Origin of the sequence: Pseudomonas khavaziana (genome assembly GCF_036704165.1) — a bacterium.
Taxonomy (GTDB): domain Bacteria; phylum Pseudomonadota; class Gammaproteobacteria; order Pseudomonadales; family Pseudomonadaceae; genus Aquipseudomonas; species Aquipseudomonas khavaziana.
Genome location: NZ_CP129946.1, coordinates 2,474,242 through 2,499,729 on the forward strand (window position 1 = coordinate 2,474,242; position 25,488 = coordinate 2,499,729).

20 protein-coding genes are annotated in these 25,488 nt (G+C 60.9%); 5 read left to right on the forward strand and 15 right to left on the reverse strand.

What is annotated here, in order from left to right; translation table 11 throughout:
- Positions 1-12: 12 nt before the first annotated feature.
- From QYQ93_RS11115 to tssB, 10 genes are all read right to left on the reverse strand, one after another.
- The gene (locus QYQ93_RS11115; RefSeq protein WP_338476909.1) at positions 13-270 is read right to left on the reverse strand and encodes a PAAR domain-containing protein; all 258 of its coding nucleotides are present in this window, start codon (positions 268-270) and stop codon (positions 13-15) included.
- A 76-nt stretch (positions 271-346) separates the two neighbouring features.
- Positions 347-868: an Hcp family type VI secretion system effector gene (locus QYQ93_RS11120; protein WP_338476910.1), complete on the reverse strand. Its 522-nt coding sequence runs from the start codon at positions 866-868 to the stop codon at positions 347-349.
- 105 nt (positions 869-973) lie between these two features.
- Positions 974-1,819: a type IVB secretion system protein IcmH/DotU gene (gene icmH / locus QYQ93_RS11125; protein WP_338476911.1), complete on the reverse strand. Its 846-nt coding sequence runs from the start codon at positions 1,817-1,819 to the stop codon at positions 974-976.
- Positions 1,812-3,158, reverse strand: a complete 1,347-nt coding sequence (gene tssK / locus QYQ93_RS11130; RefSeq protein ID WP_338476912.1) for a type VI secretion system baseplate subunit TssK — start codon at positions 3,156-3,158, stop codon at positions 1,812-1,814. The genes icmH and tssK overlap by 8 nt, the downstream gene beginning before the upstream one ends.
- A gap of 37 nt (positions 3,159-3,195) precedes the next feature.
- Positions 3,196-4,545, reverse strand: a complete 1,350-nt coding sequence (gene tssJ / locus QYQ93_RS11135; protein ID WP_338476913.1) for a type VI secretion system lipoprotein TssJ — start codon at positions 4,543-4,545, stop codon at positions 3,196-3,198.
- Entirely contained in the window at positions 4,542-5,564 is a 1,023-nt protein-coding gene (tssG, locus tag QYQ93_RS11140) for a type VI secretion system baseplate subunit TssG (protein WP_338476914.1), read from the reverse strand. The genes tssJ and tssG overlap by 4 nt, the downstream gene beginning before the upstream one ends.
- Positions 5,528-7,294, reverse strand: coding sequence for a type VI secretion system baseplate subunit TssF (gene tssF, locus QYQ93_RS11145; protein ID WP_338476915.1), 1,767 nt, complete (start codon positions 7,292-7,294; stop codon positions 5,528-5,530). Before tssF ends, tssG begins: the two co-directional genes overlap by 37 nt.
- A 7-nt stretch (positions 7,295-7,301) precedes the next feature.
- Entirely contained in the window at positions 7,302-7,715 is a 414-nt protein-coding gene (tssE, locus tag QYQ93_RS11150) for a type VI secretion system baseplate subunit TssE (RefSeq protein WP_124377397.1), read from the reverse strand.
- On the reverse strand, positions 7,716-9,188 hold the full coding sequence (gene tssC / locus QYQ93_RS11155) for a type VI secretion system contractile sheath large subunit (protein WP_338477249.1): 1,473 nt from the start codon (positions 9,186-9,188) through the stop codon (positions 7,716-7,718).
- 37 nt (positions 9,189-9,225) lie between these two features.
- Positions 9,226-9,729 (reverse strand): type VI secretion system contractile sheath small subunit, encoded by a 504-nt coding sequence (tssB, locus tag QYQ93_RS11160; protein WP_338476916.1) that lies wholly within the window; start codon positions 9,727-9,729, stop codon positions 9,226-9,228.
- Positions 9,730-10,161: 432 nt separating this feature from the next.
- Between tssB and vasI the strand changes: the two genes are divergently transcribed.
- From vasI to QYQ93_RS11180, 4 genes are read left to right on the forward strand one after another with little or no spacing between them, the layout of a single operon-like run.
- Positions 10,162-10,728 carry a type VI secretion system-associated protein VasI gene (gene vasI, locus QYQ93_RS11165; RefSeq protein WP_338476917.1) on the forward strand — a complete coding sequence of 189 codons (567 nt, stop codon included), beginning with the start codon at positions 10,162-10,164 and terminating at the stop codon, positions 10,726-10,728.
- Complete coding sequence (gene tssA / locus QYQ93_RS11170; RefSeq protein WP_338476918.1) at positions 10,716-12,152, forward strand: type VI secretion system protein TssA; 1,437 nt, start codon at positions 10,716-10,718, stop codon at positions 12,150-12,152. The genes vasI and tssA overlap by 13 nt, the downstream gene beginning before the upstream one ends.
- 9 nt (positions 12,153-12,161) lie before the next feature.
- Positions 12,162-15,803, forward strand: coding sequence for a type VI secretion system membrane subunit TssM (tssM, locus tag QYQ93_RS11175; RefSeq protein ID WP_338476919.1), 3,642 nt, complete (start codon positions 12,162-12,164; stop codon positions 15,801-15,803).
- Between the two features lie 51 nt (positions 15,804-15,854).
- A complete protein-coding gene (locus tag QYQ93_RS11180) occupies positions 15,855-17,177 on the forward strand; it encodes a hypothetical protein (protein ID WP_338476920.1) in 1,323 nt (440 codons plus the stop codon).
- A 134-nt stretch (positions 17,178-17,311) separates the two neighbouring features.
- On the opposite strand, the gene QYQ93_RS11185 is transcribed toward QYQ93_RS11180, so the two are convergent.
- Both QYQ93_RS11185 and QYQ93_RS11190 read right to left on the reverse strand, forming a co-directional pair.
- The gene (locus tag QYQ93_RS11185; protein WP_052501167.1) at positions 17,312-18,100 is read right to left on the reverse strand and encodes a ketol-acid reductoisomerase; all 789 of its coding nucleotides are present in this window, start codon (positions 18,098-18,100) and stop codon (positions 17,312-17,314) included.
- Positions 18,101-18,110: 10 nt separating this feature from the next.
- Positions 18,111-18,338 carry a hypothetical protein gene (locus QYQ93_RS11190; protein ID WP_043050631.1) on the reverse strand — a complete coding sequence of 76 codons (228 nt, stop codon included), beginning with the start codon at positions 18,336-18,338 and terminating at the stop codon, positions 18,111-18,113.
- 489 nt (positions 18,339-18,827) lie between these two features.
- Between QYQ93_RS11190 and QYQ93_RS11195 the strand changes: the two genes are divergently transcribed.
- Entirely contained in the window at positions 18,828-19,913 is a 1,086-nt protein-coding gene (locus tag QYQ93_RS11195) for a sensor domain-containing diguanylate cyclase (RefSeq protein ID WP_043050632.1), read from the forward strand.
- Here QYQ93_RS11195 and QYQ93_RS11200 read toward each other — a convergent pair.
- Genes QYQ93_RS11200 through QYQ93_RS11210 form a run of 3 tightly spaced genes read right to left on the reverse strand, consistent with a single transcriptional unit; the run spans position 19,897 to position 25,473 of the window.
- On the reverse strand, positions 19,897-22,245 hold the full coding sequence (locus tag QYQ93_RS11200; protein ID WP_338476921.1) for a TonB-dependent receptor: 2,349 nt from the start codon (positions 22,243-22,245) through the stop codon (positions 19,897-19,899). The two genes, QYQ93_RS11195 and QYQ93_RS11200, sit on opposite strands and share 17 nt — an antisense overlap.
- 1 nt (position 22,246) lies before the next feature.
- Complete coding sequence (locus tag QYQ93_RS11205) at positions 22,247-24,649, reverse strand: hybrid sensor histidine kinase/response regulator (protein WP_338476922.1); 2,403 nt, start codon at positions 24,647-24,649, stop codon at positions 22,247-22,249.
- On the reverse strand, positions 24,649-25,473 hold the full coding sequence (locus QYQ93_RS11210) for a DNA-binding response regulator (protein WP_338476923.1): 825 nt from the start codon (positions 25,471-25,473) through the stop codon (positions 24,649-24,651). The genes QYQ93_RS11205 and QYQ93_RS11210 overlap by 1 nt, the downstream gene beginning before the upstream one ends.
- Positions 25,474-25,488: the final 15 nt, after the last annotated feature.

A 25,488-nucleotide genomic window follows, 5' to 3' on the forward strand; every position in this document is an offset into this window, starting at 1 on the left:
AGTATGTAAGTGTCAGTCGATCAACCAGCTGCCATCACCGTTTTCCAGTTTTCCATCGTGGTCGGTGGTGTCGCCAACCCGGGCCACGGCTTTTCCTTCGACGGTCATAGAGCGTGAGCCGCTGGTGATCACGGCGCCGCATCCGAGGGTGTCGCCGACACGGGCGACGGCTTTGCCATTGACGGTCATGTTGCAGGCACCGCTATCGACGGTGGTGGGGCCACACAAAGGGCAATCATGGTCGTGTCCGACCAGTACGACGGCAGGCATAGAGCCTCCTTACAGGTTTCAAGTCAGTGAAGGGTCCGCCGCTGCACGAGCCGCAGCGGCGGCGCAGGGTACGCGCTTAACCCGCTGCTGCCGGCTTGCGCCAGTCGTCCGAAGCTTCAGTGCCGGCTACTACATGACTCCAACTGACCTTGCGGTACGACAGGCTGGTCTTGATTAGCTGGGTGTAGTTTTCGTTCTCGCTGTCCTGGGCGTGAGGCAACACGGTGTGGATGTCGACGACGGTGGCCTCTTCCAGTTTGGTGGTGAAGAAGTGTTCCTGTTTGCCATCGGTGGAGGTGCGGAACCACTTGACCTCAACGGTCGGCAGCATTTCGCCGGTGGCCAGGGCTTGGTAAAGCAGTGGTGAAGCTTTGTTCAGCGCACTGGTGAAGGTCAGCGGTTTATGCACGCGCTGTCCGGTGGGTTGACCGCTTTGTGGGTCGGTTGGGGCACCAATCTGATGGTCGATTTCCTGGGCGAGGATTTCGTCCTCGTGGCCTTCCACAAAGACGTTGCCCACCGAGTCAGCGGTGAAGGCGCCCTTGGTGATATGGCCCTGGTTTTTGCCGTGGATGCTGATGTACGCGGGTGTTGGCATGACAAGCTCCTTGTCGCGATCAAGTGAACGACCCATGGGGTCGCGGGTTATGGCCTTTACGGCCATGGCTTTGCAGGCGCTCGGGATGAGCGCGCTGAAAATCGGTTACAGGTGCAGCACCCGCTCCAGCGACACCAGCACCTGCTGGGTGATGGCGTTCAGGCGGATGGAGTAGATCGTGTAGGCGACCGTCAGCACGACGGCGGCCATGGCCCAAGGCGTCCACAACGGCCAGGCGCGTTTGATCCGGTAGTTGCGCGGCGCGACGTTTTTCAGCGGGTCGGTCAGGCGCTTGGGCGTCTCGCCGCGCAGGGGGCGCAACAGGCCGTGCAGTTGGTCGATGATCTTCTGTATTTCGTCATCGCCCTTGATATGGGCGCCGTATTTGCCCTTGAGGCCGGAAATCAGGCACTGGTACATGAACTCCAGCACATGCTGGTACCGGGCCGCTTCGGGGATCATGTTGTTCATGACGGTGAAGAATTTTTCGCCGCCTTGGGTTTCCCCGTGGAACTGGCTGAGCAGCGAGCGTGCGCTCCAACTGGAGAGCCTGCCCCACGTGGTGCGCATGACCACCTCGTCGATCAACAGGCACAGGCTGTAGGAGTAGGCCTTGAGCATGCCGGCGTCGTAGTCGAGCTGGCTGACTTCTTCCATGATCGTGGTGATCTGGTTGCTGACGCTTTGGTACAGCGCGGGCACGTCGTCGTGGTGGTCCAGACGGCGCAGGCGGATGACCAGGCCGATCAGCGGCGTGGCGGCATCGCACAGCGGGTTCCAGGCCACGCCGCGCAAGTCGTATTCAGGGTCGGCGAGCAGCACGGGCCGCTTTGGCTTGGCCTGCTCTTCAACGGGGTTCGGGTCTTTGCTGCCGGTTGCCTGTTGCCAATACCCCAGAAGCTGATGGTTGTCCGCAGGTGGCGTGGTTTCGGTGGGCGTTACATCACTCATCTCTCTCACTCCTGATCGCCCAGAACTGCAACTCCAGCTCCGGGAATTCACCGGCAATATGGAAACCGAACCCGCTGCCGCTGCTCAGGCTTTGCCAGGCCGGGTGATGGCGGTCGAGCTCGAAGTAGCTGAAGCCGGCATGGAACGGCAGGTGGCGCGGCGCCACCGGCAGTGGCCGCAGTGGAATGCCCGGCAGTTGCAGGCTGACCAGTTGCTCCAGCCCTTCGGTGGAGGTGATCTTGATCTGCCGGGGCAGTTGCTGACGCAGGGTCTCGGCGGGCAGTTCGGCGCGCACGGCGAGGATGAATTCGGCGTTCTCCAAGAGGCGCTTGTCGTTCAACGCGGCGCTGCGCACGCCGTACTGCTGATCGACGATCGGCAACGACACCGCACGCGGTTGCAGCACGGTGCCCAGGGCACGGCGCAGGGTGTGCTCCAGCATCTGGAACGACTCGCGCAGGTTGTCGTGCTGATAGGCCGGGTATTCCTGGGGCAGGTGACCTTCATCGGTAAAAGTCACCAGTTCACCGCAGGCTTGGGCCAGTGCGATGTACAGCCGCTCCGGGTGGACCTGACGTTGGCGTGCCAGGTGCTGGAACAACGGGAACAAGCGGTTGAGGGTCTGCAGCAGGTTGAAGTCGGTGACATCGGCGACGCCAGACTGCCCCGGTGAACCGATGCGCTGGGCCAGGTTTTTGGCCCGCTCGCGCATCAATCCGGCCACTTCACCCAGGTAGCGATGCAACGCCGGCACCGCTTGCAGGGACAGGCTGGTGGGGTAGAAATGCTCGTCCATCACCAGGCTGCCGTCCGGGCGTTTGTCCTTGATTTTGCCCAGGGCAATACCGGTAAAGGCGCTACGGTCGCTGCGTTCGAGCATCAGTTGCAGGTTGGGCACGGCTAGGTCCATGCCGACCTGGTCGCCGTCATCGCTGTGGGTGTCGCGGATTTCCTCGCGCCGGGCGATGTAGCGGCTGTTGCCGTACTGGTCGGGCCAGCGCACTTCGAGGGCACCGTTGGAGCGCAGCGGCAGGGCCAGGTAGACGACCTGGCCGACCGCGCTGCTGTCAGCGATCTCCAGTGGGGAGGGCGGTGCCAGGTCGTGGGGAATGTCGAAGACGCTGCCGTCGGGCATGATCCCGCGTGCCCGGGTGATGGCGATTTTGCCGAAGCTCAGGTATTCGTCGTTCAACGCCAGCTCGCTGAAGCCATAGAGCGCATCGTTCAGGCTGTGCAGGCGCTGGTGCACGGCGGCTTCGGCGGCACGGGCCTGTTGCTGGAAGTGCTGGGGCTTGACGAACAAACCTTCATGCCAGATGACGGGGTTGCGTGAACTCATTGGTGGTTACTCGGGGCAAAAGCGGCTGAAAAAGGCGTCATCGGGTTTCTCCTTTGAGGCTGACCTGGGCGGCATCCAACAGCACCAGTACGGCGTACTGGCGGCCCTTGGGCTCGACACGCAGGCGCTGTTTCCACTGGCCGACATCGGTGCTGTGGTAATTGGCGATCACTGCGATAAAACGGGTGTCTTCATCCAGGGCGCGCAGGTCGATGAACTTGAATTGGCCGGGGTTGAGCAGGTAGTCGTCGGCGCGGATGTAGGTGCTGCCCAGGGCTTTTTTCAGGTCGTCGGCCATGGCTTGTGGGCTGGCGTTGACCAGCAGCGAGTCGTCGGTCAACTGCAAGACCTTGAAGGCAATGGGCGTGGCAACATGCGCCAGCGCCGGGTTGCCCCAGGGCGTGGTGAGGCTGACGCCTTGGGCGTCGTAGTCGCCCAACAGCGCGTCTTCGATAGGCGACATCGGCACGATGGTTGCTGGCTCCTCGCTCAGTGGCGACTGGGCCGGCACGCTTTCGTAAAGGTGGTTGAGCAGGGTTTGTACCTTGTCCGTCAGCGCCTGCGGGCTGGTTGCCTGCACGTTGAGGGTGTAGGGCGAGCGGCTCGCGTCTTCATCCAGTGCCGTGCCGGTGCTGATCAGGCGTGGGTTGACGTCGTCGCTGGCGTACAGGCTCAGGGAGTAGCGGCTGGGCTGATCGTCGGGGCCGCCGACCGGGATCGACGGCGTCCAGATCACTTGGCCGATTTTGCCGAGCATGGTGCAGCCGCCGAGGGCCAGGCAGGCGAGCAATAAGGTGCCCAGGCGCAGGTTGCTGAATAGGCTGACGCTGCGCTTATGTGCAGGCGCGCGAATATCCGCCAGCGCTTCGGACGGCGGCGCCTTATGCATCGCTCGCAGCGGGTCGCCTTGCTCGGTTAAATCCACGGTTTGGCAAAGACGCTCGAACCCCGGGCAGGTGGCAGGTCGCTTATCCACCTGTGGCCGATTCGGCAGATCTTGCTGGTGCCACACGTGCATGCCCTCAGGATGCTCGCCGAGAAGCTCATCGAGCGAATGCTGCCCTGGGGCGTGCTCACCCAACTGCACCGCAACCTGATACGCACCAATCTGCAGCCGATCACCGTCGTTGAGGCTGATCGCAACATGGCGCTCAAGCGGCAGATCGTGGCCGTTGACGTAGGTTCTACCGCTGCGGTCGATCACGCAGAAGCGCCCTTCGATGACGCGGATGTCGCAGTGGTTGGGGCGTACACTGTTGTGGCGATCTTCCAGGCGCCAGTCCACCGCGGCACTGCCGATGCTGCCGCCCTGGGGGCCAAACCGGTGAAGGGGCAAATACCCGTGCAGCAACTGCGCGGGATTGTTGATAACCAGGGTCAGCTTCATGCGCGCCCCCGAATCCGCACCACGGCGGGATGACGGTGTTCTTGATGTTCGATAAAGCTGGTCCAGCCCAGATGGGTGCCGCTGGCGCGTTGCAGGTTGAACGGTGGTACATCTTCTTCGCGCAGCCCCAGTTCCAGGTCGTAGGCGGTGGCATCGCGCAGCAGAAAATCCATCAATTGGCGCAATCGCCCGAACTGATCGCCGCTGGGCAAAAACTGCCGAAATCGCGTCTGGGTCAGGTTGGGAATGACGAGGGTGAACTTGCTGGCGCGGGTCTTGCTGCGGTCACCCACCACAAAATCGCTGCCCAGGGTGCCGTTGCCCTTGCCCAGTGCCAGGCGCTGACGCTGCGGCAAATTTACCGAGCGCACCTCGAACTCGCGGATGTACACGCCGTGCAGATCAAAGCAATGCTCGACAATGCCGGACACCACCGAGGGCGAGCGGCTGCGGTTGGCGATCAACCCGGCAAAGCTCAGCAGGCGACCCCATGGCAACGGCGTCGCACCGCGCAGGTCGTTGTCGTTCAGCCCGACCATGGAGAATACGTAGCGCGAAAAGCGATCGCTGGCCTCGGCCTGAAAGCGGATGTAGTAGCGGTACTTGCGCCAGCTGGTGTGCAGCAGGGTCAGCAAGCGATGATTGAAAAAATCCATGAACGCCGGGCGAATCCCGCGCTCCTGGGCCTGCTCGTAGGCCAGGCGATCCAGGTAATAACCGGGCAAGGGCGAGTCGGTACCGTGCAGGCCAAAGAAACTGGTCTGCAAGCGATAGCGCACCTCTTCGCAGTCCTCCTCAATGCGTGCCGCCTCGACCACGTCGGAGGCCGGGAAACCCAGCCCCGCATGACTTTGCAGGCGCACACGGCGTCTCGCCGCCGCACTCAAGGGCTGCGCCTCCAGGTCATCGCCGTGCAAGGCGTGCAGATGCTCCAGCAGACGGTGAAACGAGTAGTTCCGCGCGTCGGCCAGCAGCGCATCGGCTAGATCACGGGTTGTCTGCCGGTCAACAGTGGCCATTCGTAGCACTCGTTGTTAGTGGTATTGATCACTTCCAGACGGTGGAAGGAGTTGATGCTCGCGTAGAGGGCGAAGAAGTGCGAAAGCACGCTGGCGAACAGGTACAGCTCGCCTTCGCAGAGGAAGGCGTTCTGGTCCAGTTGCAAACGGGTCTGCACGCCACGTACCGGCTGGCCCTTCATCAGCCAGTCGATGGGGGTGGTCACGGCATTCTGGATACCGTTGAGGCGCTTGCGGGTAGCGCGGGCCTGTTGCAGGTCGTGCAGGGCGGCGAAGTCATAGGCGCGGATCACCGCCTTGAGCGGCTCGGCCGACAGCAACGACAGGTAGTTCAGCGACAGGTTGGAAATCAGCGTCCAGTGCAGGCTGGCATCCAGCACCGGCCGGTAGCTTCGGGTCGGTGCGATCAGGTTGGTGTAGGTGGCGAACGAGGGCGTGACTTCGGTGGACAGCGATACATCTCCCACGCCCAGCAACTGCGGTAAATCTCGGTTGCTGCAAGTCAACTCGATGGATGCTGCTTCATGCTCGCCGATGTACAGGCTTTCATCGCCGCGCACGAAAGCGATGCGATGACGCAAGCCCTCGCGGCCATGGGAATCTTCGATATGCGTGCGGAAATACAGGGCGGTGCGGCCCCGCGCGTGTTCGATCTCATGCTGGAACGACTCGAACGGGGTAAAGCGCCGCAACGGATCGCCCTTGCGCTCCTTGTCGGCGGCATCCCAACCGGCCACCTTGTCGACGCTGAAAATTTCAAAGGCTTCGGGGCGGTTGCCGCTGGGGCTGATACGCCGTTCCAGGCTGCGCCCATCCAGCGCAATCGGATTGGCGTCGTGACGGAACAGGTTGACCGCCGGCGCGCAGTACAGGTGCAGGTCACTGGTGCGCAGGCGGATATCAGGCGGCATGGGCCGGCTGAACTGAAATTCAAAGCGTAGGCTGGTGGTGCTGATCGCCGGCCAGACGCGCGCCAGTTGGGTCAGGCTGAAAAAGTGAAAACGCTGCGGGAACACAAAATACTCCTGCAGGATCCGGTAGCCATCGAACACATTGCGCGGGTAGGGCAGCAGCGCCTCGTCGGGTGTGAAACCGGGAAAGCCGATAGCCTTGGCTGGCAGGCGATAGCTTTGCTTATCAATGTGCAACGTGACGCTGTCCAAGTAGTGGGCGAGCCACAGGTACAACGTCATGGCAGTGGCGTTGTCCCCGCCCAGATGAAAATCCAGCTGGTCGCAGGCCATGCTGGTCAGCGGTTGCTCGGTCAACACCTTGAGGTCGATGCGCATCACCGAGGCTTCGCGACTGTGGGCATCGCTGACTTCCTGCAACGCCAATGGGTACAGGTTGACGTCAGTGCAGGTACGAAACTGGCAAGAGATGCCATCCATCGGTTTGGCAAACAGCGGCGTGCCTTTTGGGATCACCTGGCGCTGGCTGATCGCATCCGGCAACGGTGTAAAACGGATGATGGTCGCGCTGGGCAGGGGCCGCAGGTAATTGGGCCATAGCATCTGCAGCAGCGGATGGGTCAGCTCCGGCAAATCGTCGTCGATCTTCATGCCGAGCTTGGCGGTGAGGAAGGCAAAGCCCTCCAGCAGCCGTTCCACGTCCGGGTCGCCGGCCTGGTCGCCGAGAAATTGCGCCAGTTGCGGGTTGTCCTCGGCAAACTCGCGGCCGAGTTCGCGCAGGTAGCGCAACTCCTCGGCAAAGCGTTGTTTCAAGTCCATTGCATCCTCATCTCACGCGGGTGTAGCCGTCGCGGCCGTGCATGGCCACCTCGATCTGCACCTGTTCTTCCTTGTGGTTGACCTGCACCTGGCAATCCAAGTGAAAGTTCAGCTCCAGCGGCAGGTCCGGGTCGGGCTGAAAGCGCACGCCCGTGACCTTGATGCGCGGTTCAAAGGCTTCCACCGAACGCCGGATATCGGTGCTGATGGCCACCACTAGGTCACTGCTGGCCTGGGTGACGCCGTTGAAATCGCGCAGGCCCAGCTCAGGGCTGCTTTGCGAGCAGCCCTGACGTGAGTTGAGCACCTGTTCCAAGTGGCGTTTGATCGCCTCGACACGCTGGCGTGCCTGTTCATCCGCGCTGCCAGGGCGGTAGCGCGGTGCGTCGGGCTCCAGGCGTTCAAACAGGCTGGCCCCCATTTACTGGGTGTCCAGCCGACCGACCAGGGAGATCTCGAAGTTGGCGCCCATGTACTTGAAGTGCGGGCGCACCGCCAGCGACACCTGGTACCAGCCTGGATTGCCGTCCACGTCCTGCACCACGACTTTGGCGGCGCGCAAGGGGCGACGGCTGCGCACATCGGACGAAGGGTTTTCCTGGTCGGCGATGTATTGTTTGAGCCAGTCGTTCAGCTCGCGCTCCAGGTCCTGGCGTTCCTTCCAACTGCCGATCTGTTCGCGTTGCAACACCTTGATGTAGTGGGCCAGGCGATTGACGATAAACAGGTACGGCAACTGGGTGCCGAGCTTGTAATTGGTCTGGGCTTCCTGGCCTTCGCGGGTCTTGGGGAAGTTCTTCGGTTTCTGTACCGAGTTGGCCGAGAAGAACGCGGCGTTGTCGCTGTCCTTGCGCATGGTCAGCGGAATAAACCCGGCTTCGGCCAGCTCGAATTCCTTGCGGTCGGAGATCAGCACTTCGGTAGGAATCTTGGCCTGCAACTGGCCGAGGGATTCATACAGGTGCACCGGTAAATCATCCACCGCACCTCCGGATTGCGGGCCGATGATGTTCGGGCACCAGCGGTAGCGGGCGAAGCTGTCGGTGATGCGCGAAGCCATCAGGAACGCGGTGTTGCCCCACAGGTAACTGTCGTGGTTGCCGTCGACGGTTTCGTCGTAGCCGAAGCTACGCGTTGAATTGTCGTCGGTGCTATAGGGCGGGCGCAGCAAGAAACGCGGAAGGGTCAGGGCCAGGTGGCGGGCGTCTTCGGATTCGCGCAGGCTGCGCCATTTGGTGTGGCGTGGGCCTTCGAAAATGTCGCTGACCTCCTTGAGGTCGGGCAGACCCTGGAAGCCTTCCAGGTTGAATAGCTCGGGGCCCGCAGCCGAGACAAATGGTGCATGGGACATGGCGCCGATGGAGGCCACATAGCTGAGCAATTTGATGTCCGGCGAGCTGGGGCCAAAGGTGTAGTTGCCGACAATGGCGCCAACCGGCTCACCACCGAACTGGCCATAGCCGGCGGTGTAGACGTGCTTGTACAAGCCGCTGCGGGTGATGTCGCCGGCGTTGTCGAAGTCGTCCAGCAGCTCCTCTTTGGTGACGTGCAGCATTTCCAGCTTGATGTTTTCGCGAAAGTCCGTGCGATCCACCAGCAGCTTCAGCCCGCGCCAGGCCGATTCCAGTTGCTGGAACTGCGGCTGATGCAGGATCACGTCCATCTGCTTACCCAAGGCTCGGTCGATTTCAGCAATCATCTGGTCGACGCGGTGCTTGTTGACCGGCTGCTGGTGATCGCCGCTTTGCAGGATTTCGCTGATGAACGCGGCCACACCTTGGCGGGCGACGGCATAACCTTCCTGGGACGGACGAATGGTGGTGTTGGCCAGCAGTTGGTCGAGTAACGACAGCGGTTCGTCAGCCACCACTACTTGGGCGGCGGCGCTTTCCATAGGCATGGGGAATACTCCGTTGAGAAGGGCGTTCAAGTCAGTTGTTGGGCGCGTCGAGCACCAGGTTCAGTTCACTGGCCAGGCGTTGACGGGCGGTTTCATCAGTCAGCAGGCTTTGCAGGTGTTTACGAAAGGCCGGGACATTGCCCATCGGGCCCTTGAGCGCAACTAAGGCTTCGCGCAGTTCCAGCAACTTGTTCAACTCCGGTACTTGGCGGGCGACCGCATCGGGGCCGAAGTCATTGATGTTTTTGAATTGAAGTTGCACGTTCAAGTCGGTGTCTTGGTCGTTGTTCAGAACAGACGGCACCGCCATGTCCAGAGCAACTTCGGCTTTGGTGAGGACTTCACTGAAGGTGTCTTTATCTATTCGAACGGATTGCCGGTCTTCAAGGGCGGTTAGTTCGCCATGGCCTTTGAAGTCACCCGTGATCAACAGCTTCAGTGGTAACTCGACTTCGGCTTGTTGATCACCTGTGGCTGGGACGTACGTGATATTGATGCGTTCTTTAGGCGCGACGGAACTTTGAGATTTCGACATGGGAAAAGTCCTTTTTTTGAAGGTGGTGCTATTAAAAACCCATGTTTCGTAAAAAGTCATGTCGGACGAAGTCGATTCGTTTCGTGGTATCGGGATGTAAGAAAAGTCTTTGTTTAATGTTTATTTTTGCGTGATGAAAATTCATACGCTATTGGGTTTGATTGCCTGAGAGATGGATCTGGTATTTGAGTTTTTTGCAGAAAATTGATGCCTGTCACTTGCCTGTTGGTTATTTATATAAGTTCATGCCAAGTTGTTGTGTTCGAGGGCGAGCGCTCACCTTGGTTCAACAGTAAAAGTTGAATTTATTAATGTGGGGAGGCATTGATGCGCAAAGGACGGCAACATTGGCGTTGGATCGGGGGCCTATGTGCAATGCTGGCTGCTCCGCATATACATGCACTGCCGATGGCACAAGATTGCCCAGCGATCGTGTCTCCACTCAAACGCCTGGAATGCTTTGACCTGGCTGCCGGCACGCCCATCCATCATCCGCCTGCACCGCCGCGCGCCCTGAGTCGCGTGCTGCCGATTGTCGATCTGGTGCAACGCAATGAGGCCAAGCGTCAGCCCGAGGACCAGCGCTTCTTGTTATCGTCATTCCCAGCGCCGGACAACGCTCAGCCACCCCGGCTGGTCATCTCGGCGCCCGCCTTGGGCGCATTACCGCCCCGTCCTTATTTGGCCATCAGCTGCGAGTCGAAAATCTCGCGACTGCAATTGGTGCTGGATGAACCGGCCAAGCCCAACAAAATTCGCATTCAGCTATTCAAGGATGAGCGCCCGGTCTCCTCGGCCTATCAATGGCAGGTGCTGGATGACGCGGGCCTAGTGGTCGATGCCGGGCGCGGCCTGCAGGCGATTTCCTTGTTGCGCAACATGGGCGGTGGCCAGCGCCTGCGATTGGAGAGTGACTATCCGCGGCTGCACGGCCTGGTATTCGATGCCGAGGGGCTGGGCGAACTGATCGAACAGGAGCGTCAGGCATGTCGCTGGTAATCGACGTTCCGGTCGATATCGTCGAGCGGCTGTTGGCCCCCATCGACGCCGAGCAGCCTGCCGGGCATTTTGATGTGGAGGACGAAACCTACCAAGCCATCGACCAGGAGATGGTCAAGCTGGGCGGCTTGCGCGAGAGCGATATCGACTGGCCCTACATCGACGAAGCCTCCCGCGAATACCTGGCGACTCAGTGCAAGCACTGGCGCATCGTCGGCCATTTGCAAGTGGTTTGGTTGCGTACCCGCCAGTGGGTACGCTGGGCCGATGCTCTCGGGCTGATTGCGGGTATGGTCGAACAGTATTGGGACAACGCCTACCCCAAACCCGGCCCCACCGGTTACCTGAACAAGCGCAAGCAGGTTCAACGCTTGCTGGAGGATCTGGGTCAGGTGCTACCGGCCCTGGAGCGCAGCAGTTTTGAACCGGCTTACCAAGCAGCGGCGCAACGGGCGCTGGTTAACCTGCAACAGTGCGTCGACAGCGCCAAGCTCGACGCCGCAGCGCTGGACACGTTGAAACGGCAGTTGGACAAATACAGCGAGCCGGCCGTGGTGAACACGCCTGCCCGTACGCCCACTGCCAGCGGCGCTCTGGACGCGGCCTTTTTCAGCCCGCCTAAACCGCAAGCGCCAAGTAACGAACGTGAACAACGCCGCACCGTGTTGAACATGGCCGAGCAGATCAACCAACAAGATCCCTACGACCCCACCGGCTACCAACTACGACGCTTCGGCCTGTGGTCGCATTTGCGTACTGCGCCGCTCATCACCCGCGACCGTCGCACCGAATTGACCGCCGTGCCCAAGGATATCGTCGACGGCTATCAGGACGCGCTGAACCACAACGCCATCGAGCCGAACCTGCTGCTGCGCATCGAAAAAAGCGTCTGCGCCTCGCCGTACTGGCTGCGCGGCAGTTACCTGGCCGCCGAGGTCGCCTCGCGCCTGGCGATGGAAGAAGTGGCGGCCGCCATTCGCCAGACCTGCGAGCGGTTTGTCTGCCGTTTGCCGGCCGTGCTGGAGTTGTGTTTCAGCGACGGTACGCCGTTCGTGGATGCGCAAACCCAGGCCTGGATCACCGGCGCCGACCAGGCGCAAACCACCGGCAGCCCGGTGCAGGAGTACGCCGGCCTGCGCGACGAACTGGCCAGTCAGCTCAATAGCGAAGGCGTGGAAGTGGTGCTGCTGCGCCTGCAGGACCTGCACGCCACCCAAGAAGCCCCGCGCCAGCGCAGCTACGCCACGGTGATTGCCGCCGACCTGCTGGCCTCGCGTGGCCTGTCGTGGCTAGCGGACGACCTGTACGCCAACGTTGCGCGGTTGATGCGCGAGACCACGGCGCAGGGGTGGGAGCCGGAGTTGTACCGGAAAGTGGCGCAACCCATCGACGACAGTCATTTGATCAAAGCGGTTAAGGAGTAGGAGCGATTTATGGGGATGGTCTGGGGTTACCTCAAACGCTGGGGCCTGCCGGTGCTGCGTCAGTTCAACCAGGCGGTGCCGGTACTGGTGCTGCTGGGCGTGGTGTTTTTGTTGATCGCCATCTGGTGGCTGGGCCCGCAGTGGACCTGGCGCGAGCACCAGCCGCTGAGTGACCTGGCGATGCGCGTGTCGGCCAGTGTCGTGGTGCTGGTGGTGCCGCTGCTGATCTGGGCGTGGCGGGTGCGCAATCGTTATCAGCGTCTGCAGGTTGAGCGCCAGCATGAGGCGGCGGTGCAGGCCGATCCTTGCCTGCCTTATATCGAGGCGCAGGAGCGGGCCCTGGATCGGAGCCTGGGCAACCTGCTGAACAACATGGAGCGCCGCCGTTCGCTCTATCAGCTGCCGTGGTACCTGGTGCTCGGCGAGGAAAATGCCGGTAAGACCAGTCTGATCACGCGTTCCAACCAGAGCTTCGCCTTGTCCCATGTGACCAAGGCCGGGGTCCGGGCCCATCAGCAAGAGCAACTGGCCTATCCGGTGGACTGGTGGATCGGTGATGAGGCGGTGTTGATTGATCCACCGGGTGAGTTCCTCAGGCACTCGGATTCACCGGCTGAAGACATCGAGCAGCAGGGCAAGGTCAAACCGGTGCTACCTACGGGCACCCACGCGCGCCTTTGGTCGCATCTGCTTGACTGGCTAACGCGCAACCGCAGCCGTCGAGCATTGAACGGCGTGGTGCTGGTGATCGATGTACAGGCCTTGCTGGCGCAACGTCCCGAACAACGCAAGGCCCACGCCAACCTGCTGCGCACCCGGCTATTTGAGCTGACACGACAGTTGGGCACGCGCTTGCCGGTGTACATCACGCTGAGCAAGTTCGACCTGCTGGAAGGCTTCGAAGAATTCTTCGCCCGGTTGTCGCGCAGCGGGCGCGAAGACCTGCTGGGCTTCACTTTCAGCCTGGATGCGGTGGATGATTTCGATGCCTGGCTGGCGGAACTGACGCGCCAATACCAAACCTTTGTCGACTGCCTGACCGAGCAGGTTTTCAATAGCACCAGGGAGTCGCGCACATTGGATGAGTGTGATCGCTTGCAGGCGCTGATGCATCAGATGGCGGGCTTGCGCCCGGCCCTGTTCGGCTTCCTCGGCGAAATGCTCGGTAGCGACCGTTTCACCACCCCGGCGTTAGTGCGCGGGCTGTATTTCTCTTCGGTGTTGCAGCAGGGCACCCTGAGCAACGCCTTCGTCAAAGAAGCGGGACAAGCCTATCAACTGCCGCCACCGCCACCCGAAGTCAAACCCGCTGGCGGCACGGCGATCTACTTTGCCCAGCAACTGTTCCAGCGCGTGATCTACCCCGAAGCAGGCTTGGCGGGCGACAACATCAAGGTGGCCCGCAGCAAGCGGCGGTTGCTGATCGCCGGGTTCAGCGTCGCCTCCTTGGGTTGTCTGGTGGTCATCGGTACCTGGCAGTTTTACTTCAATATCAACCGCGACAAGGCGGCCAACGTATTGGCCAAGAGCCAGGAGTTCAGCGAGCGGGACATCGACGCCAAGGTCGACCCTACCGGGCGCAACCTGTTGCTGCCCCTGGACCAGATCCGTGATGCGGTGCTGGTTTATGGCGACTACCGTGAGGCTTGGCCGTTGCTGTCGGATATGGGGTTGTACCAGGGGAGGGCGATTGGCCCTACGGTGGATGAGGCGTACCTGAATCTGCTGTCCAAACGCTTCCTCCCGGCGATTGCCAGCGGTGTGTTGGATGCCATCAATACCGCGCCTGCTGGCAGCAATCAGCAACTGGCGGCCTTGCGCGTGTACCGCATGCTTGAAGAACGGCAAAACCGCCGCCCGGCCATCGTCGAAGAATGGGTCGCCAAGCAATGGCAACGCGCCTATCCGGGCCAGGGCCAGCTGCAGGCCGACTTGATGGGCCACCTGGGCTACGCACTGAAATATTCCGACGCCGACCTGCCGCACTACCGTGAACGCATTGCCCAGGTGCAACAGCAACTGCGTCAGTTGCCCATGGCCGAACGGGTCTACATGAGCCTGAAACAGGATGCCCTGGAGCGTTTGCACCGTCCGCTGGACCTGCGCAATGAGGTTGGCCCCGCGTTCGATATCGTCTATCGCCCGCTCAACACAGATCAAGAGGGCAGTGGACTGCAGTTGCCGCCGCTGCTCACCGCCAAGGGTTTCAAGGACTACTTCGAGCCCGGCACCGAGGGCATCATCGAACTGGCGATGATCGACCAGTGGGTGCTCGGCGAACGCCAACGCCTGGACTACTCCGACGAAGACCGCAAAGTGCTGACCCAACGCATTCGCGCCCTGTACAGCGCCGACTACGTGGACAGCTGGCGGCGGGCGCTGAATCAGTTCGCGGTCACCGACTTCGACGACCTCAGCCACGGCGTGGCGGTACTGGAACAAGTCACCGGCCCGGCCGCACCGCTACGACGGTTGCTGGAAACCCTGCGCGACAATAGCGTGATCTATCCGGCCGTGCCCTTGGCTGAAGGGCAAGCGCCGCTCAAGCTGGACAAGGTGCCAGAGGGGCAACAGCAAGCAGCAGGGATTCGGCGTGCATTCTCCAGTCTTTCAGAGCTGATCAGCGCACGAGGCGAGCAGCCGTCTTACTACGAAGAAACCCTGCGCTCGGTCAGTGCCGTCTACGACTACGCCAAAACCGTGCACGACAACCCCGATCCCGGCAAGGCGGCGCTGAAAACCGTACTCAACCGCTTCTCCCTGGACGGCGCTGACCCGATCGCCAACCTGCAACGCGTCGCCGTGGGCCTGCCCGAGCCGTTGAACCAGCACGTCAAAAAACTCGCCGACCAGACCTCACAGGTTCTGGTAATCGCCGCCTTGCGCGAACTGGAAAAACGCTGGGACAGCGAAATCTACAGTTTCTACCGCGACCGCCTGGCAGGCCGCTACCCGTTCAAGGCCAGCGGCGAGGACGCCTCGCTGGAAGACTTCGAAGCCTTCTTCGGCCCACAAGGGCGCCTGCAGCAGTTCCACGATCAGTACCTGAACGTATTCCTCAAGGACAACCTCGACGCCCTGTACTCCGACAGCCTCGGCGGCTACCTGGTGCGCAGCGACGTGCTGGAACAACTGAAAAAGGTCGAGCGCATCCGCGACACCTTCTTCAACCATCGCGGCCACCTGGCCGTGCAACTCACCATCGAACCCCTGGCTCTGAGCGCCACCCGCCTGAGCAGCATGCTCAGCGTCGACGGCCAACTGATCCCCTACCAGCACGGCGCGCCGCAACGCACCGGACTGGTGTGGCCCAACAGTTTGGGCAATACCAATGGCAGCCAATTGACCCTGGTACACAGCACCGGCAATACCGCCAGCATGAGCTATCGCGGGCCGTGGTCGTTGTTCCGCCTGCTTAGTCGCGGGCACCTCAATGGAAGAACCGACACCAGTGTGGACCTGACTTTTTCTGTCGCCGATGGGTTGATGCGTTATCGAATCGGCGCGGAGAAGGCCAACAACCCGATCACCCAGCGCAGTTTTGAAGGGTTTGTGTTGCCTAGAACACTGCTGGAAGAGCGTCAAACGAAGAGAGACGTAAACAAGGTTGGGGGTGTTGCCGCAACAGCACTCAGCGATGGACGCTCATAAGTCAGCGATGACTGAATACGAAATAAATACACACGAAACAGGACTGTTTACATGGCAATCAAGCTGCAAATGTTGACCGAAGATCCTAAAGAAATTGAGCTGATCGAGCGTTACTGGGCTGTTGATGAATCAGGGCAGTACCTTGAAAAGGTGAGTGCGCTGACGGACGTTATTGAAATGGCACCAGGCGTCACACTCGCCAGCTTCATACGGCAACGTTGCAATGCATTCGATGACAATCAGGTCTGTCCCAAGTGCGCAGAACTGATCGAAATCAAAAATCGCTCCGAGGCTAAAAAAGTCCCTCAACGTTCCTCCAAGCTTTGTACGCTGTGTCAGAACGATCAAGACGCGATTGCGCTTGCGGCTAAAAAGACGAAAGCCGCAGAACTTGAACGGCAGTTGGCCGAATACGTAGGCATGCAGTCAACCCGCACGGTGGATTACTCAGCACTACCGGACGCTCAGGTGTTGCTTCTGCTGGCGTTGGACAGGGCCGTTACCCCGAGATTAACCAATGGCGGCTTCAGATTAGGTGATTGTCGAGGGCTGGCGCCTTGGTATGTCGGGGACTTCATGCTGCAATTGCGTGAGACAGGGCTTGTCCTTGATGACCCGAGTAAAGCAAGTCCGGGTACCTACTATTGGGAGGGCGATGAGATTTGGGTGCAGGGGGATCAGGTTGTCTATCGTTTGGCGCCAGATGCTGCATCAAGGAGTGCGGACGAAGTCATTCGTAGTCTGTCGGATAGGATTTATACCGATGCTGACGGACTGTTCAACCTATGGCTTGATTATGCAGTCGCTGATGTCATGCGCTATTTGGGCGCTGAGTGCGAACTCTATAACCATGATCTGTCGGAACAAGAGCTGGCAGAAATAAAAAGTACGATGCGCGCGGCATTGCACACCTACAGCGTTTCACAACTGTGGTCGGTGGCGTGGAAGGTTGTCAGGGACGCTGCCAGTTTAGCGAATCGCGAGTACTACAACCGTTCCAAAGCGGCAGCAACCATTCCAGGAAAGATTCGGCGCAACTTGGAGAAGGTGCAGCGGGAGTCGATTGAACTCAAGGCGTGGAGCCGCCCGGAGCAACACCCCGCGGGCACATTGGGGATGGTGCTGGGTGAGATTTTGGGGGTTGATGAAAATACCTCTGGTCATAGAGTCTCTTCCCTTATTGCCTGGCTCACAGGGCAGGCCTGTTCACCTGCTATCGAAGCAGCGCTAGACGAGCCGATACGGGAATTGATGACCCTGGCGTTGTCCCACGACATCGGCGCTTCAGTAATGCTGCGATTCGCAGAGATGATTCGTGCCGGTCATGACGTCGGTTTTGCTATTGAAGAAATTGGTGAAGCGCTTCGGTCGTAAAGCGGGCAGGGTACTCCCGAGAATAGAAGTGGCAGCAAGCCCCAGCCTACATAGGGAGGCGCCCAACGCAAACGAGCCCGCCAGTGCCTCTGGCTGGCGTGGCAGAAACGTGGCGGCTGATGCGCATAAACCAATCACAAAGCATCCTCCCTACACGCGCCGTCGAAATTACCGGTTCTATTTCGAATGTACCGAGTGATGCCTTGCAACAACTGGGCAAAACGTTGGGCATAGATATCCCCCACCGATGGAAGCAACCAAGTGCTGTTGATTTCCAGCTGAACGCTGGGAACGCCGAGGGAAGAAGCAAACCGTGTCAGCGTCTGATTCTTGGTGGCAGGGAAGTAGTTGTCTGAGAAGTTCCGAAGTCCTTCCTTGCGCAATGCTTTACGCAGACCTGAGACAATATCGGTGCGTCCCAGTAACGACGCACCCTCCATGGTGCCGAAGTCGACATCATAGGGACGCGAGGTGCTGCTGCCGTGGAGGTCAATCAATAACTGCGGCTTTTGCTGTTTGATCAGCTCGGCGACTTGTGCCTTGAAGGCATTGTCGTCGTAGTAGTTGGGGTCTGAGGGGCTGCGGTATTGGGTATATATAACGGTCGCGCAGGTCAGGCTATGGAGCAGTTTGGCCAGTGCGGCGGTAGCCGCCCCGTCCGAATAGCGATAGTCGCCTTCTCGATAGGGCTGCGTGGCGTGAGGCGCGGTGATGAGGACAGGTGTCGTGCCCTTGAGCACCACATACCAAGCGGTGTCGGTGGGGGCGGCAGTGGCACTTTGAGCCTCAATCGTTGTTTCAAGCGTTATCGCTTCCTGTATCTGCGACGGCTGGATGAGGGCGCGTTCTGCCTGCGCCAGCCCAAGGGTGGAGAACAAGCTGATAGCCAGGGTTACGCGGATGCCGCGTGAACGCACGTTCACGAGCCTGTGCTCAGGCAGGGCGTGGCCGCAGAATTTTTGTCATGCGCTCGCACGCTGCAATCTGTTCGAAGCGCACGTAGTGGGTTTGCGACGTCCGCTCTTCGATCAGGATCAAATATTCGGCAGGCGGATTGATCTGGCGCAGGTGACCGCAAAGCAGACACGAGCTTTGCGCATTCATCGGGTACCTTATCGTCAAGATGACGTTGTCGGCGGCGCGGCATTCAGTGATCTCCATGACTGCGGCCCTCATCGATTGCTGGCGGCAAACGAGCCAGCCCAGTATCAGAGGCTATATTTTCATCGCGTAGCGTTCATTTTTGGGCGAGGAGTCGCAGGCGTCTACTGTCATAACTGACAGTTTTTTAGTCGATTGTGTGTCGTTATGCACAGCGTCATAGAACGTTGCGGCCTAGTGAATGGCAGCACAGCACTTCACGACCCTCTCCCCACAAGCAACGGTAGTAATGCACCAACTGCTCCTCCTCACGATTGAGCTGGCCGGGGCAGGGATGTACTGCGCTGAAAGCCGGAGTTACAACGGCAGTTGTCGAAAACATAATAGGCTCCCCCAGTGACAGACACCCCCGGCTGACACCGCAGAAAATCCTTCCCACTCATCCCCTCCCGCAAAGCTCTCATCCGCTCGCGCAAAGACCTCGGCAGGCCTGCACCTCGATAATCTCCTTTCACTCAACCCTGCCGCTGCAACCGAGCACCGCGTACCATGAACCTGCGCACCTTCATCCGTCGCTACTGCCTCAACTCCAGGCTCGCCACGCATGCACTGACCCGCCTGCATAAATCGCTTTCTTCCCTGGTCTCCTATCTGGCCCGGCAAGGCTTCGATTCCAACACCTGGCCGACCAGCCGTGACGAAGGCGCTTACGAGCGTCGCCTGAACGGCCTGTGCCCGGAGTTGGCCGCCACTGTGTTCAGCCACGCTCGCGACGGCATTATCCTCGTCGACCCGTTTGGCCGGGTTATCGCGGTGAACGAGGCGTTCACCCGGCTCACCGGCTACGGGCAGCACGAAGTGCTGGGGCGGGAGTTGAATGCCCATCGCCTGGTGCGTCGGCTCGCGACGTTTTATACGCCAATGAAGAACGCGCTGGATTTCCACGGGCATTGGGCCGGTGAGATTCAAAGCAGCCATAAGAACGGCCGGGAGATGACTTCCCGCATCAACATCAGTGCGGTGCATGACCGGCACGGGAATGTGCAGCACTATGTAGCGCTGTTCAGCGATGTGACGCAGATGAAGCAGCGCCTCCAGTTGCTGGAGCGTGATGCCCGGTATGACGCGCTCACGCAATTGCCCAATCGCCTGCTGTTGGCCGAGCGGATGCGCCAGGCGCTGGGCAAGGCGCGTCTGCATCAGCAGAAAGTGGCCATCGCGTTTATTGACCTCGATGGGTTCAAGGCGCTTAACGACAGTTATGGGCATGATTGGGGCGATCGGGTCCTGGAGATTGTCGCGGCACGGATCAATGCGACGTTGCGTGAAGGCGATACCCTGGCGCGGCTGGGGGGCGATGAGTTTGTGGCGGGGCTGGTGGGTTTACAGGCCGTGGAAGACAGCGAGCCTTTGCTCAAGCGGATGCTGCAGGCGGCCAATGCCCCGATTGTGATTGGCGCGCAGACGGTTGAGATTGCGGCGAGTATCGGGGTGGCGTTTTATCCTGAGCATGGGGTGGAGATCGAGGGGCTGATCAGCAAGGCGGATCAGGCCATGTACCTGTCGAAAAAGGCCGGCGGTAACCGTTTGGCGTTTTGTCCGACGCGGTTTATTTCGCTCAATAGCGAAGCCTGACGGTGGTGCCGAGGGTGCGTTCGCTGCCGGTCATGACGCCGTAGTCACCGGCGCCGAGCAGTGAATACACGGCGGTGATGTAGTGGCGATCGAAGAGGTTACGCACCCAGCCTTCCACCTCCCAGGCACGGTCCTGGCTGCGCAGCCCCAGGCGCAGATGGGTGAGGCCATAGCTGGGTTGATAGCTGCCTGCGCCGCCTTCGAGGGTGCCGTAGTAGCCGGACCTGAAGCTGTAATCGATGCCGCTGTAGGCTTCCAGCCCATACGCCAGCGGGTAGCTGTGGTCGAGGCCGCTGCTGAGGTTCCATTGCGGCGCGTTGTAGAGGCGATCGCCACTGAGGTCGCAGGTCCATTGGCCCGAGGCGGGTGGGCAGGGCGCGTTGGAGAAGCTGCGGTAGCGCGCGTCGCTCCAGGCCAGGCCCAGGCGCCAGGTGAGTTGGGGCTGCAGTTGCCAGGCGGAATCCAGCTCGATGCCGCGCAGGCGGACTTTGCCGACGTTGATCAGGTTGTCGCGCAGCGGGGGCGCGAATAGCGATGTCGGCGGGCTATAGGTCAGCGCTTGGTAGTTGTCCACGTCGGTCTGGTAGACGGCGAGGTCGAGCATCGCGCGCTCGTCCCAGAAGCGCGTTTTAATGCCCAGTTCCAGGGAGGTGGCACGCTCCGGCTCGAAAGTGGGGGCGGTGAACGGGCCGACCACATCGAAATTGATGCCGCCGGCCTTGTATCCCCGCGACCCGCTGATATAGCCCATCACGGCATCGTTGAAGCGGTAGCTGGCACTGAGCAAACTTGAGACGTTGTGCTCTTCGATCCCATCTTCACGGTAATAACCACCGCCCAGGGCGATGCCGCGCAGCAATTGGCCGCCCGCCTGGAAAACCGCGGGCAAGCCATTTAGCGGGGCGAGGTTGCTGACGCCGCGGGAGACCCAGCCGTCTTTGCGATCCTGGCTGTAGCGCAGGCCGCCGGTGAGTTCCAGCGCGTCAATCGGGCGCCAGGAAAGCTGTCCGAAAATGGCTCGGCTGTCGCCCCTTTGCTCGCCGTCGTAACGTTGTTGGGCGCCTTCGAGCAGCATGGCCGGCACCTGCTTGGGGTCGGTGAAGTTGATGCCGTAGAGTTTTTTCAGCGGCTCCAGTTGATCCCCGACGAACCAGGGCGCGGCGTCCTTGCCGAATTCGACGTCGATCTTACGGTCGAGCTGCTGATGCAGGTAATAGAGCCCGGCGACATAATCGATGGACGCGCCGGCGGTGCCGGACAGGCGCCATTCCTGGCTGAACTGGCGGTGACCCAGCTCGGTTTCGGACTCGGCCACCGACAGCGCAGTGCTGTCGCCGTCGCGAGCGGCACGGTAGTCCCAGTCGCGGTAGGCGGTGATGCTGGTCAAGCGCAGCGCCGTATCGAGTTCCCAGTTCAGCTCCAGTGAGACACCGTTCTGCAAGGTACGCGGACGCCCCGGCGCGTCGATGCGGGTCTCGCGTTTGTAAGGGGCGGGTTCTGCCAGCGGATAGCCGAGGAACTTGGCGCGCTGACGAGTCTGGGCGCTGTAGTGATTGACCAGCAGCACGTTGCCGGCCTCGTTTTGCTCGGCATGGTCGGCGATCAGGCGCGCGCTGAAGTCCGGGTTCGGCGTCCACAATAATTGCCCACGCAGGCCCTGGCTGTCGGCGTCGCCGAGGCGGGTGCCATCTTGCAGATTGTCCACTGAACCATCGACCGAACTGTTGAAGACGTTCAGGCGCCCGGCCAGTACGTCGTCCTGCAGGGGGCCGGAAATTGCCCCGCGATATTCCCGCAAACCGTGCTCGCCGTAGCGTGCTTCAAAGTTGGCCTCAGGTTGAAAGGTCGGCTGGCGGGTGATGATGTTCAACGCCCCGGCAGTGGTGTTCTTGCCGAACAGGGTGCCCTGTGGCCCGCGCAGAATTTCGAGGCGTTCGATGTCCATCAACTCAGTGAAGGCCATGCCCTGGCGCGCCTGGTAAACGCCGTCGACGTAGGTGCCAACGCTGCCTTCCAGGCCATCGTTGTAGGTAGTGGCGCCGAAGCCGCGCAGGCCGAACCCGGCGAAACGCGCATCGTGACCGGACACCACCAGGCCGGGCACCCGTTGTTGGATGTCCTGAAGCCGATGCAGGCCGGCCTCGTCCAGTTGCTCGCCGTAAAGCACGCTCATCGGAATCGGTACGTCTTGTGGGGCTTCCTCACGGCGTCGGGCGGTGACGGTCGTGTCGTCGAGCGTGAGGGTGCTTGGCGCCTGTTGTGCGCCATTCACCGACGCCCAGGCCCATGTCGCAAGGCTGAACAAGAGCAGCCGATAACCTGAGCCCGGCATGCTAGAACTCCCGAGCCATTGCGCGGCGCACTGTATCCGTGCAGGCCAGCATCTTGACCCAAGCCAGCAATTCTCGGCTGTCGACGGGCTTGAGCAGCACCGCATCGAATACCAGATTGTCTGGATAATCCTGCGGCCTGCGTGGCGGGACCGCGGAATACAGCATCACCGGCAAGTGGCCCCAGCGCTCGCGCACCTGCCGCAACAGTTCCCAGCCATCCATGCCGGGCATCATCTGGTCGCTGATCAGCAGGTCGACCGATTGTCCGGCCAGGCAGGCCAAGGCGTCTTCGCCGTTCGCCGCCATGCTCACGTCAAAACCGTAGCCGGCCAGCAGGTCATACAGCCATTCGCTGTTCTGCTCGACGTCATCGACCAGCAGAACGTGCTTGCCCTGGCCATTGAGCGGCGTGGCGTTGTTGTCGATGAGGCCGAGTTCCAGGTCATGTTCCTCTGCGCATCTGAGTCGCAGGCGAAAACCGAAGTGGCTGCCGCCTTGCTCGGTGGCCTGGGGTTCGAGCCGGCTGTCCATGCGCTCCAGCAGTTGGGTGACGATCGACAAGCCCAGCCCGCTGCCGTCGTAGCGCTGCGCATTGCGGCCGCGGCGGAAGGGTTGCAGCAGTTGTTCGAACTCTTGCGGATCAACGCCGATGCCGGTGTCGATCACGCTGAAGCGCAATTCCACGTCATCGGCGTTTGCCCCCGGGTAACCGCTCACTTCGAAACGGATCTGGCCGTTGTGGGTGAATTTTGCCGCGTTAGCCAGCAGGTTCATGAGAATTTGTCGAAGACGTTTGAAGTCGGCCTCGACCAGAGGCGGCAGGTCATCGGCCAGCACCGCTTCGAAGCTGTTGCCCTGACGCGCGGCGAGAAAGCCGGCCTCGTCGACGATCTCCTTGAGGAAACCGTACAAATACCCCGGCGCGAGGGCCAGTTGCATTTGCTCCAGCTCGCCACGGGAGAATTCGAGCATTTCATCGATCAGCTCCAGCTGCTGGCGGGCATTGCGTTCGATCGTGGCTGGGTAATCGCGGTTTGGCCCGGCGTGCAACAGGCGCGCGTAGTCGATAATGCGTACCAGCGGCGAGCGCAGATCGTGGCTGATTCGTGCCATTAGCGTACTGCGGGCCGCCAGGGAGTCGCGCAACTGCGCGGTGCGCAGTGCCACGGTGCTTTCCAGGCGCTCGTGCTCGGCCTGGCGCTGTTGTTCGAGGCTGGTCAGCGCGTGCTTTTCGCGGTCGCGGCTGCGGACCACTTCCATGATCAGGGTGCACACCAGCAGCGCCACGCCTGCCAACGTAGACGATAAGCTGTATTTGCTTTGCGCAGACTGCCAGGGCAGCTGTTCCTGAGGGAAGAAAATCCGCATCAGCAATTGGCCCAGCAAGAGTCCTGGCACCAGCCAGGCCATCCAGCTGTAGCTCAGGCGCCGGCACCAGGCCATGAATAACGTTGCGAGCAGCACCGCGTAGAAGCTCATCAGCGATACCTGGACCAGCTGCGCGCCCTGGACTGCATCGACTTTCAGCCACCAGAGTCGGCCGAGGATACAGCCCGACAGCGGCACCCAATAGCTCCAGCCAATGATGCGGGGCAGGCGGGACACCTGCAACAACACGCGCATGTAGGCCAGAAACAGAACGAACGAGACCGCGCTGGCGCAGGTCAGCAACTCGCGTGTCCAGCCCAGTGCGGTGGGCCAATAGACCAGGTAGCCGTTAAGGATGCAGGTGAGCAGGATGTAGCTAAGCACCGCGCCTGCGTTCACGGTCAGCAACGGGGAGCGCAGGATCCAGCCGACGATCAGGCCGAACGGCACCACCAGCAGGACAATGCCGAGGGTGAGTCCATCGCTCAGGTAGGTCTGTTGCTGACTGCGCAGCAGCGCCGGTTCGGACCACAGTTGCGGTTCCAGCAGCATTTGGAAATTGCTCGTCACGCGGACGAACACCGTGACGCTTTCCCGCGCCGCCAGTGAGATCGGGAACGCCGGCTGGCGCGCAGGTGGCTGGGGCCATTCGGCCAGGGGATGAGCGCTTCCCGCATGCGCATCACTCCAACGTCCGCCGGTGGACTGATAAACGCGGATGTCCTCCAGGCGCGGCGCCCCAACCACCAGCAGGCGCGAGCAGGCCGCATCGCTTGAATTGGTGAGCTGCATTTTTAACCAGAACGCGGAGCGGCTATAGCCTTGGGGCGGCCAGTCCGGGGTCGGGGTGTTGAAACGCGCTGCGGGCAATCCAGCCACTTCGTCCAGGCTCAGGCTGGCCTGGGTATCCTCGAAAATTTGCAGCGTGGGCATCAGGTCCAGCTGCTCGGCCCGGCAACTTTGCACAGGGGCGGCGCGCAGCAGGCCTGCGAATAACAACGCCAGCGTCAGCAGCAGGAGCTGTAGAAGCCGCATCAGATGCGTCCGGCCAGCTCTGCATCCTCAATGCCCAGGGTTTGCCGGCGAAACTGACTGGGTGTCATGCCGATTCTCTGGCGCAAGGCGGTGGCGAAGTTGCAGGCGTTGCGAAAGCCCACCAGCTCGGCGACGTCCTGCACGCTCATGGCGCTTTCGCCGAGCAGTTCCTGGCCGCGACGCAGCCGGGCATCGCGTATATAGGCGAACACGGTCAGCCCCAGGTGCTCACGGAAGATCGCGGTGAGACGTTTTTCATGAGTGCCGACTTTTTGGGCCAGCCAGGGCAGGGAGGGTATATCGTCCAGCTGGTTTTCAATCAATCGCATCGCCGCCCTCAGCACGATTTCATCACCTTGTGGTTGCGGATCGACCGGGCCGTCCTGAATGGCCGGCGGCGCTCGCCAAGTCAATTGCAGGTGAATCTTGATGCGTGCCAGTACTTCTTCGGGGGCGTAGGACTTGGGGATGTAGTCGACCGCGCCGACCGCCAGCCCCTCGAGGCGCTCCAGTGGCGTATTGGCCGACGACAGAAACAGGATCGGGGTAAGCCGGGTGGCCGGTGCCTCGCGTAAAAGCCGGCACAGGCTGAAGCCATCCATCTGTGGCATGTGAACGTCCAGCACGATCAGATCCGGGCGCAGGCTGAGTGCCCGTTGATAGCCCTGATGGGCGTCGCTGGCCAGCGAAAGGCGCCAAGGCTGGGTCTTTAGCAGAACGAGTGTGGCACGGATGTCTTCAGGAACATCGTCGATCAGCAGAATATGCGGCAATGAGTCGGACGCCGCCGTCGCTGCCCGCCTTGCGTATTGTCCATTGTCCATTGGCCACGTTCTCTT

Bases quoted from the DNA above. Each gene is read 5' to 3' on its own strand.
- QYQ93_RS11115 (WP_338476909.1), bottom strand. From the start codon at position 270: ATGCCTGCCGTCGTACTGGTCGGACACGACCATGATTGCCCTTTGTGT.
- QYQ93_RS11120 (WP_338476910.1), bottom strand. From the start codon at position 868: ATGCCAACACCCGCGTACATCAGCATCCACGGCAAAAACCAGGGCCAT.
- icmH (WP_338476911.1), bottom strand. From the start codon at position 1,819: ATGAGTGATGTAACGCCCACCGAAACCACGCCACCTGCGGACAACCAT.
- tssK (WP_338476912.1), bottom strand. From the start codon at position 3,158: ATGAGTTCACGCAACCCCGTCATCTGGCATGAAGGTTTGTTCGTCAAG.
- tssJ (WP_338476913.1), bottom strand. From the start codon at position 4,545: ATGAAGCTGACCCTGGTTATCAACAATCCCGCGCAGTTGCTGCACGGG.
- tssG (WP_338476914.1), bottom strand. From the start codon at position 5,564: ATGGCCACTGTTGACCGGCAGACAACCCGTGATCTAGCCGATGCGCTG.
- tssF (WP_338476915.1), bottom strand. From the start codon at position 7,294: ATGGACTTGAAACAACGCTTTGCCGAGGAGTTGCGCTACCTGCGCGAA.
- tssE (WP_124377397.1), bottom strand. From the start codon at position 7,715: ATGGGGGCCAGCCTGTTTGAACGCCTGGAGCCCGACGCACCGCGCTAC.
- tssC (WP_338477249.1), bottom strand. From the start codon at position 9,188: ATGGAAAGCGCCGCCGCCCAAGTAGTGGTGGCTGACGAACCGCTGTCG.
- tssB (WP_338476916.1), bottom strand. From the start codon at position 9,729: ATGTCGAAATCTCAAAGTTCCGTCGCGCCTAAAGAACGCATCAATATC.
- tssA (WP_338476918.1), top strand. From the start codon at position 10,716: ATGTCGCTGGTAATCGACGTTCCGGTCGATATCGTCGAGCGGCTGTTG.
- tssM (WP_338476919.1), top strand. From the start codon at position 12,162: ATGGGGATGGTCTGGGGTTACCTCAAACGCTGGGGCCTGCCGGTGCTG.
- QYQ93_RS11180 (WP_338476920.1), top strand. From the start codon at position 15,855: ATGGCAATCAAGCTGCAAATGTTGACCGAAGATCCTAAAGAAATTGAG.
- QYQ93_RS11190 (WP_043050631.1), bottom strand. From the start codon at position 18,338: ATGGAGATCACTGAATGCCGCGCCGCCGACAACGTCATCTTGACGATA.
- QYQ93_RS11195 (WP_043050632.1), top strand. From the start codon at position 18,828: ATGAACCTGCGCACCTTCATCCGTCGCTACTGCCTCAACTCCAGGCTC.
- QYQ93_RS11200 (WP_338476921.1), bottom strand. From the start codon at position 22,245: ATGCCGGGCTCAGGTTATCGGCTGCTCTTGTTCAGCCTTGCGACATGG.
- QYQ93_RS11205 (WP_338476922.1), bottom strand. From the start codon at position 24,649: ATGCGGCTTCTACAGCTCCTGCTGCTGACGCTGGCGTTGTTATTCGCA.
- QYQ93_RS11210 (WP_338476923.1), bottom strand. From the start codon at position 25,473: ATGGACAATGGACAATACGCAAGGCGGGCAGCGACGGCGGCGTCCGAC.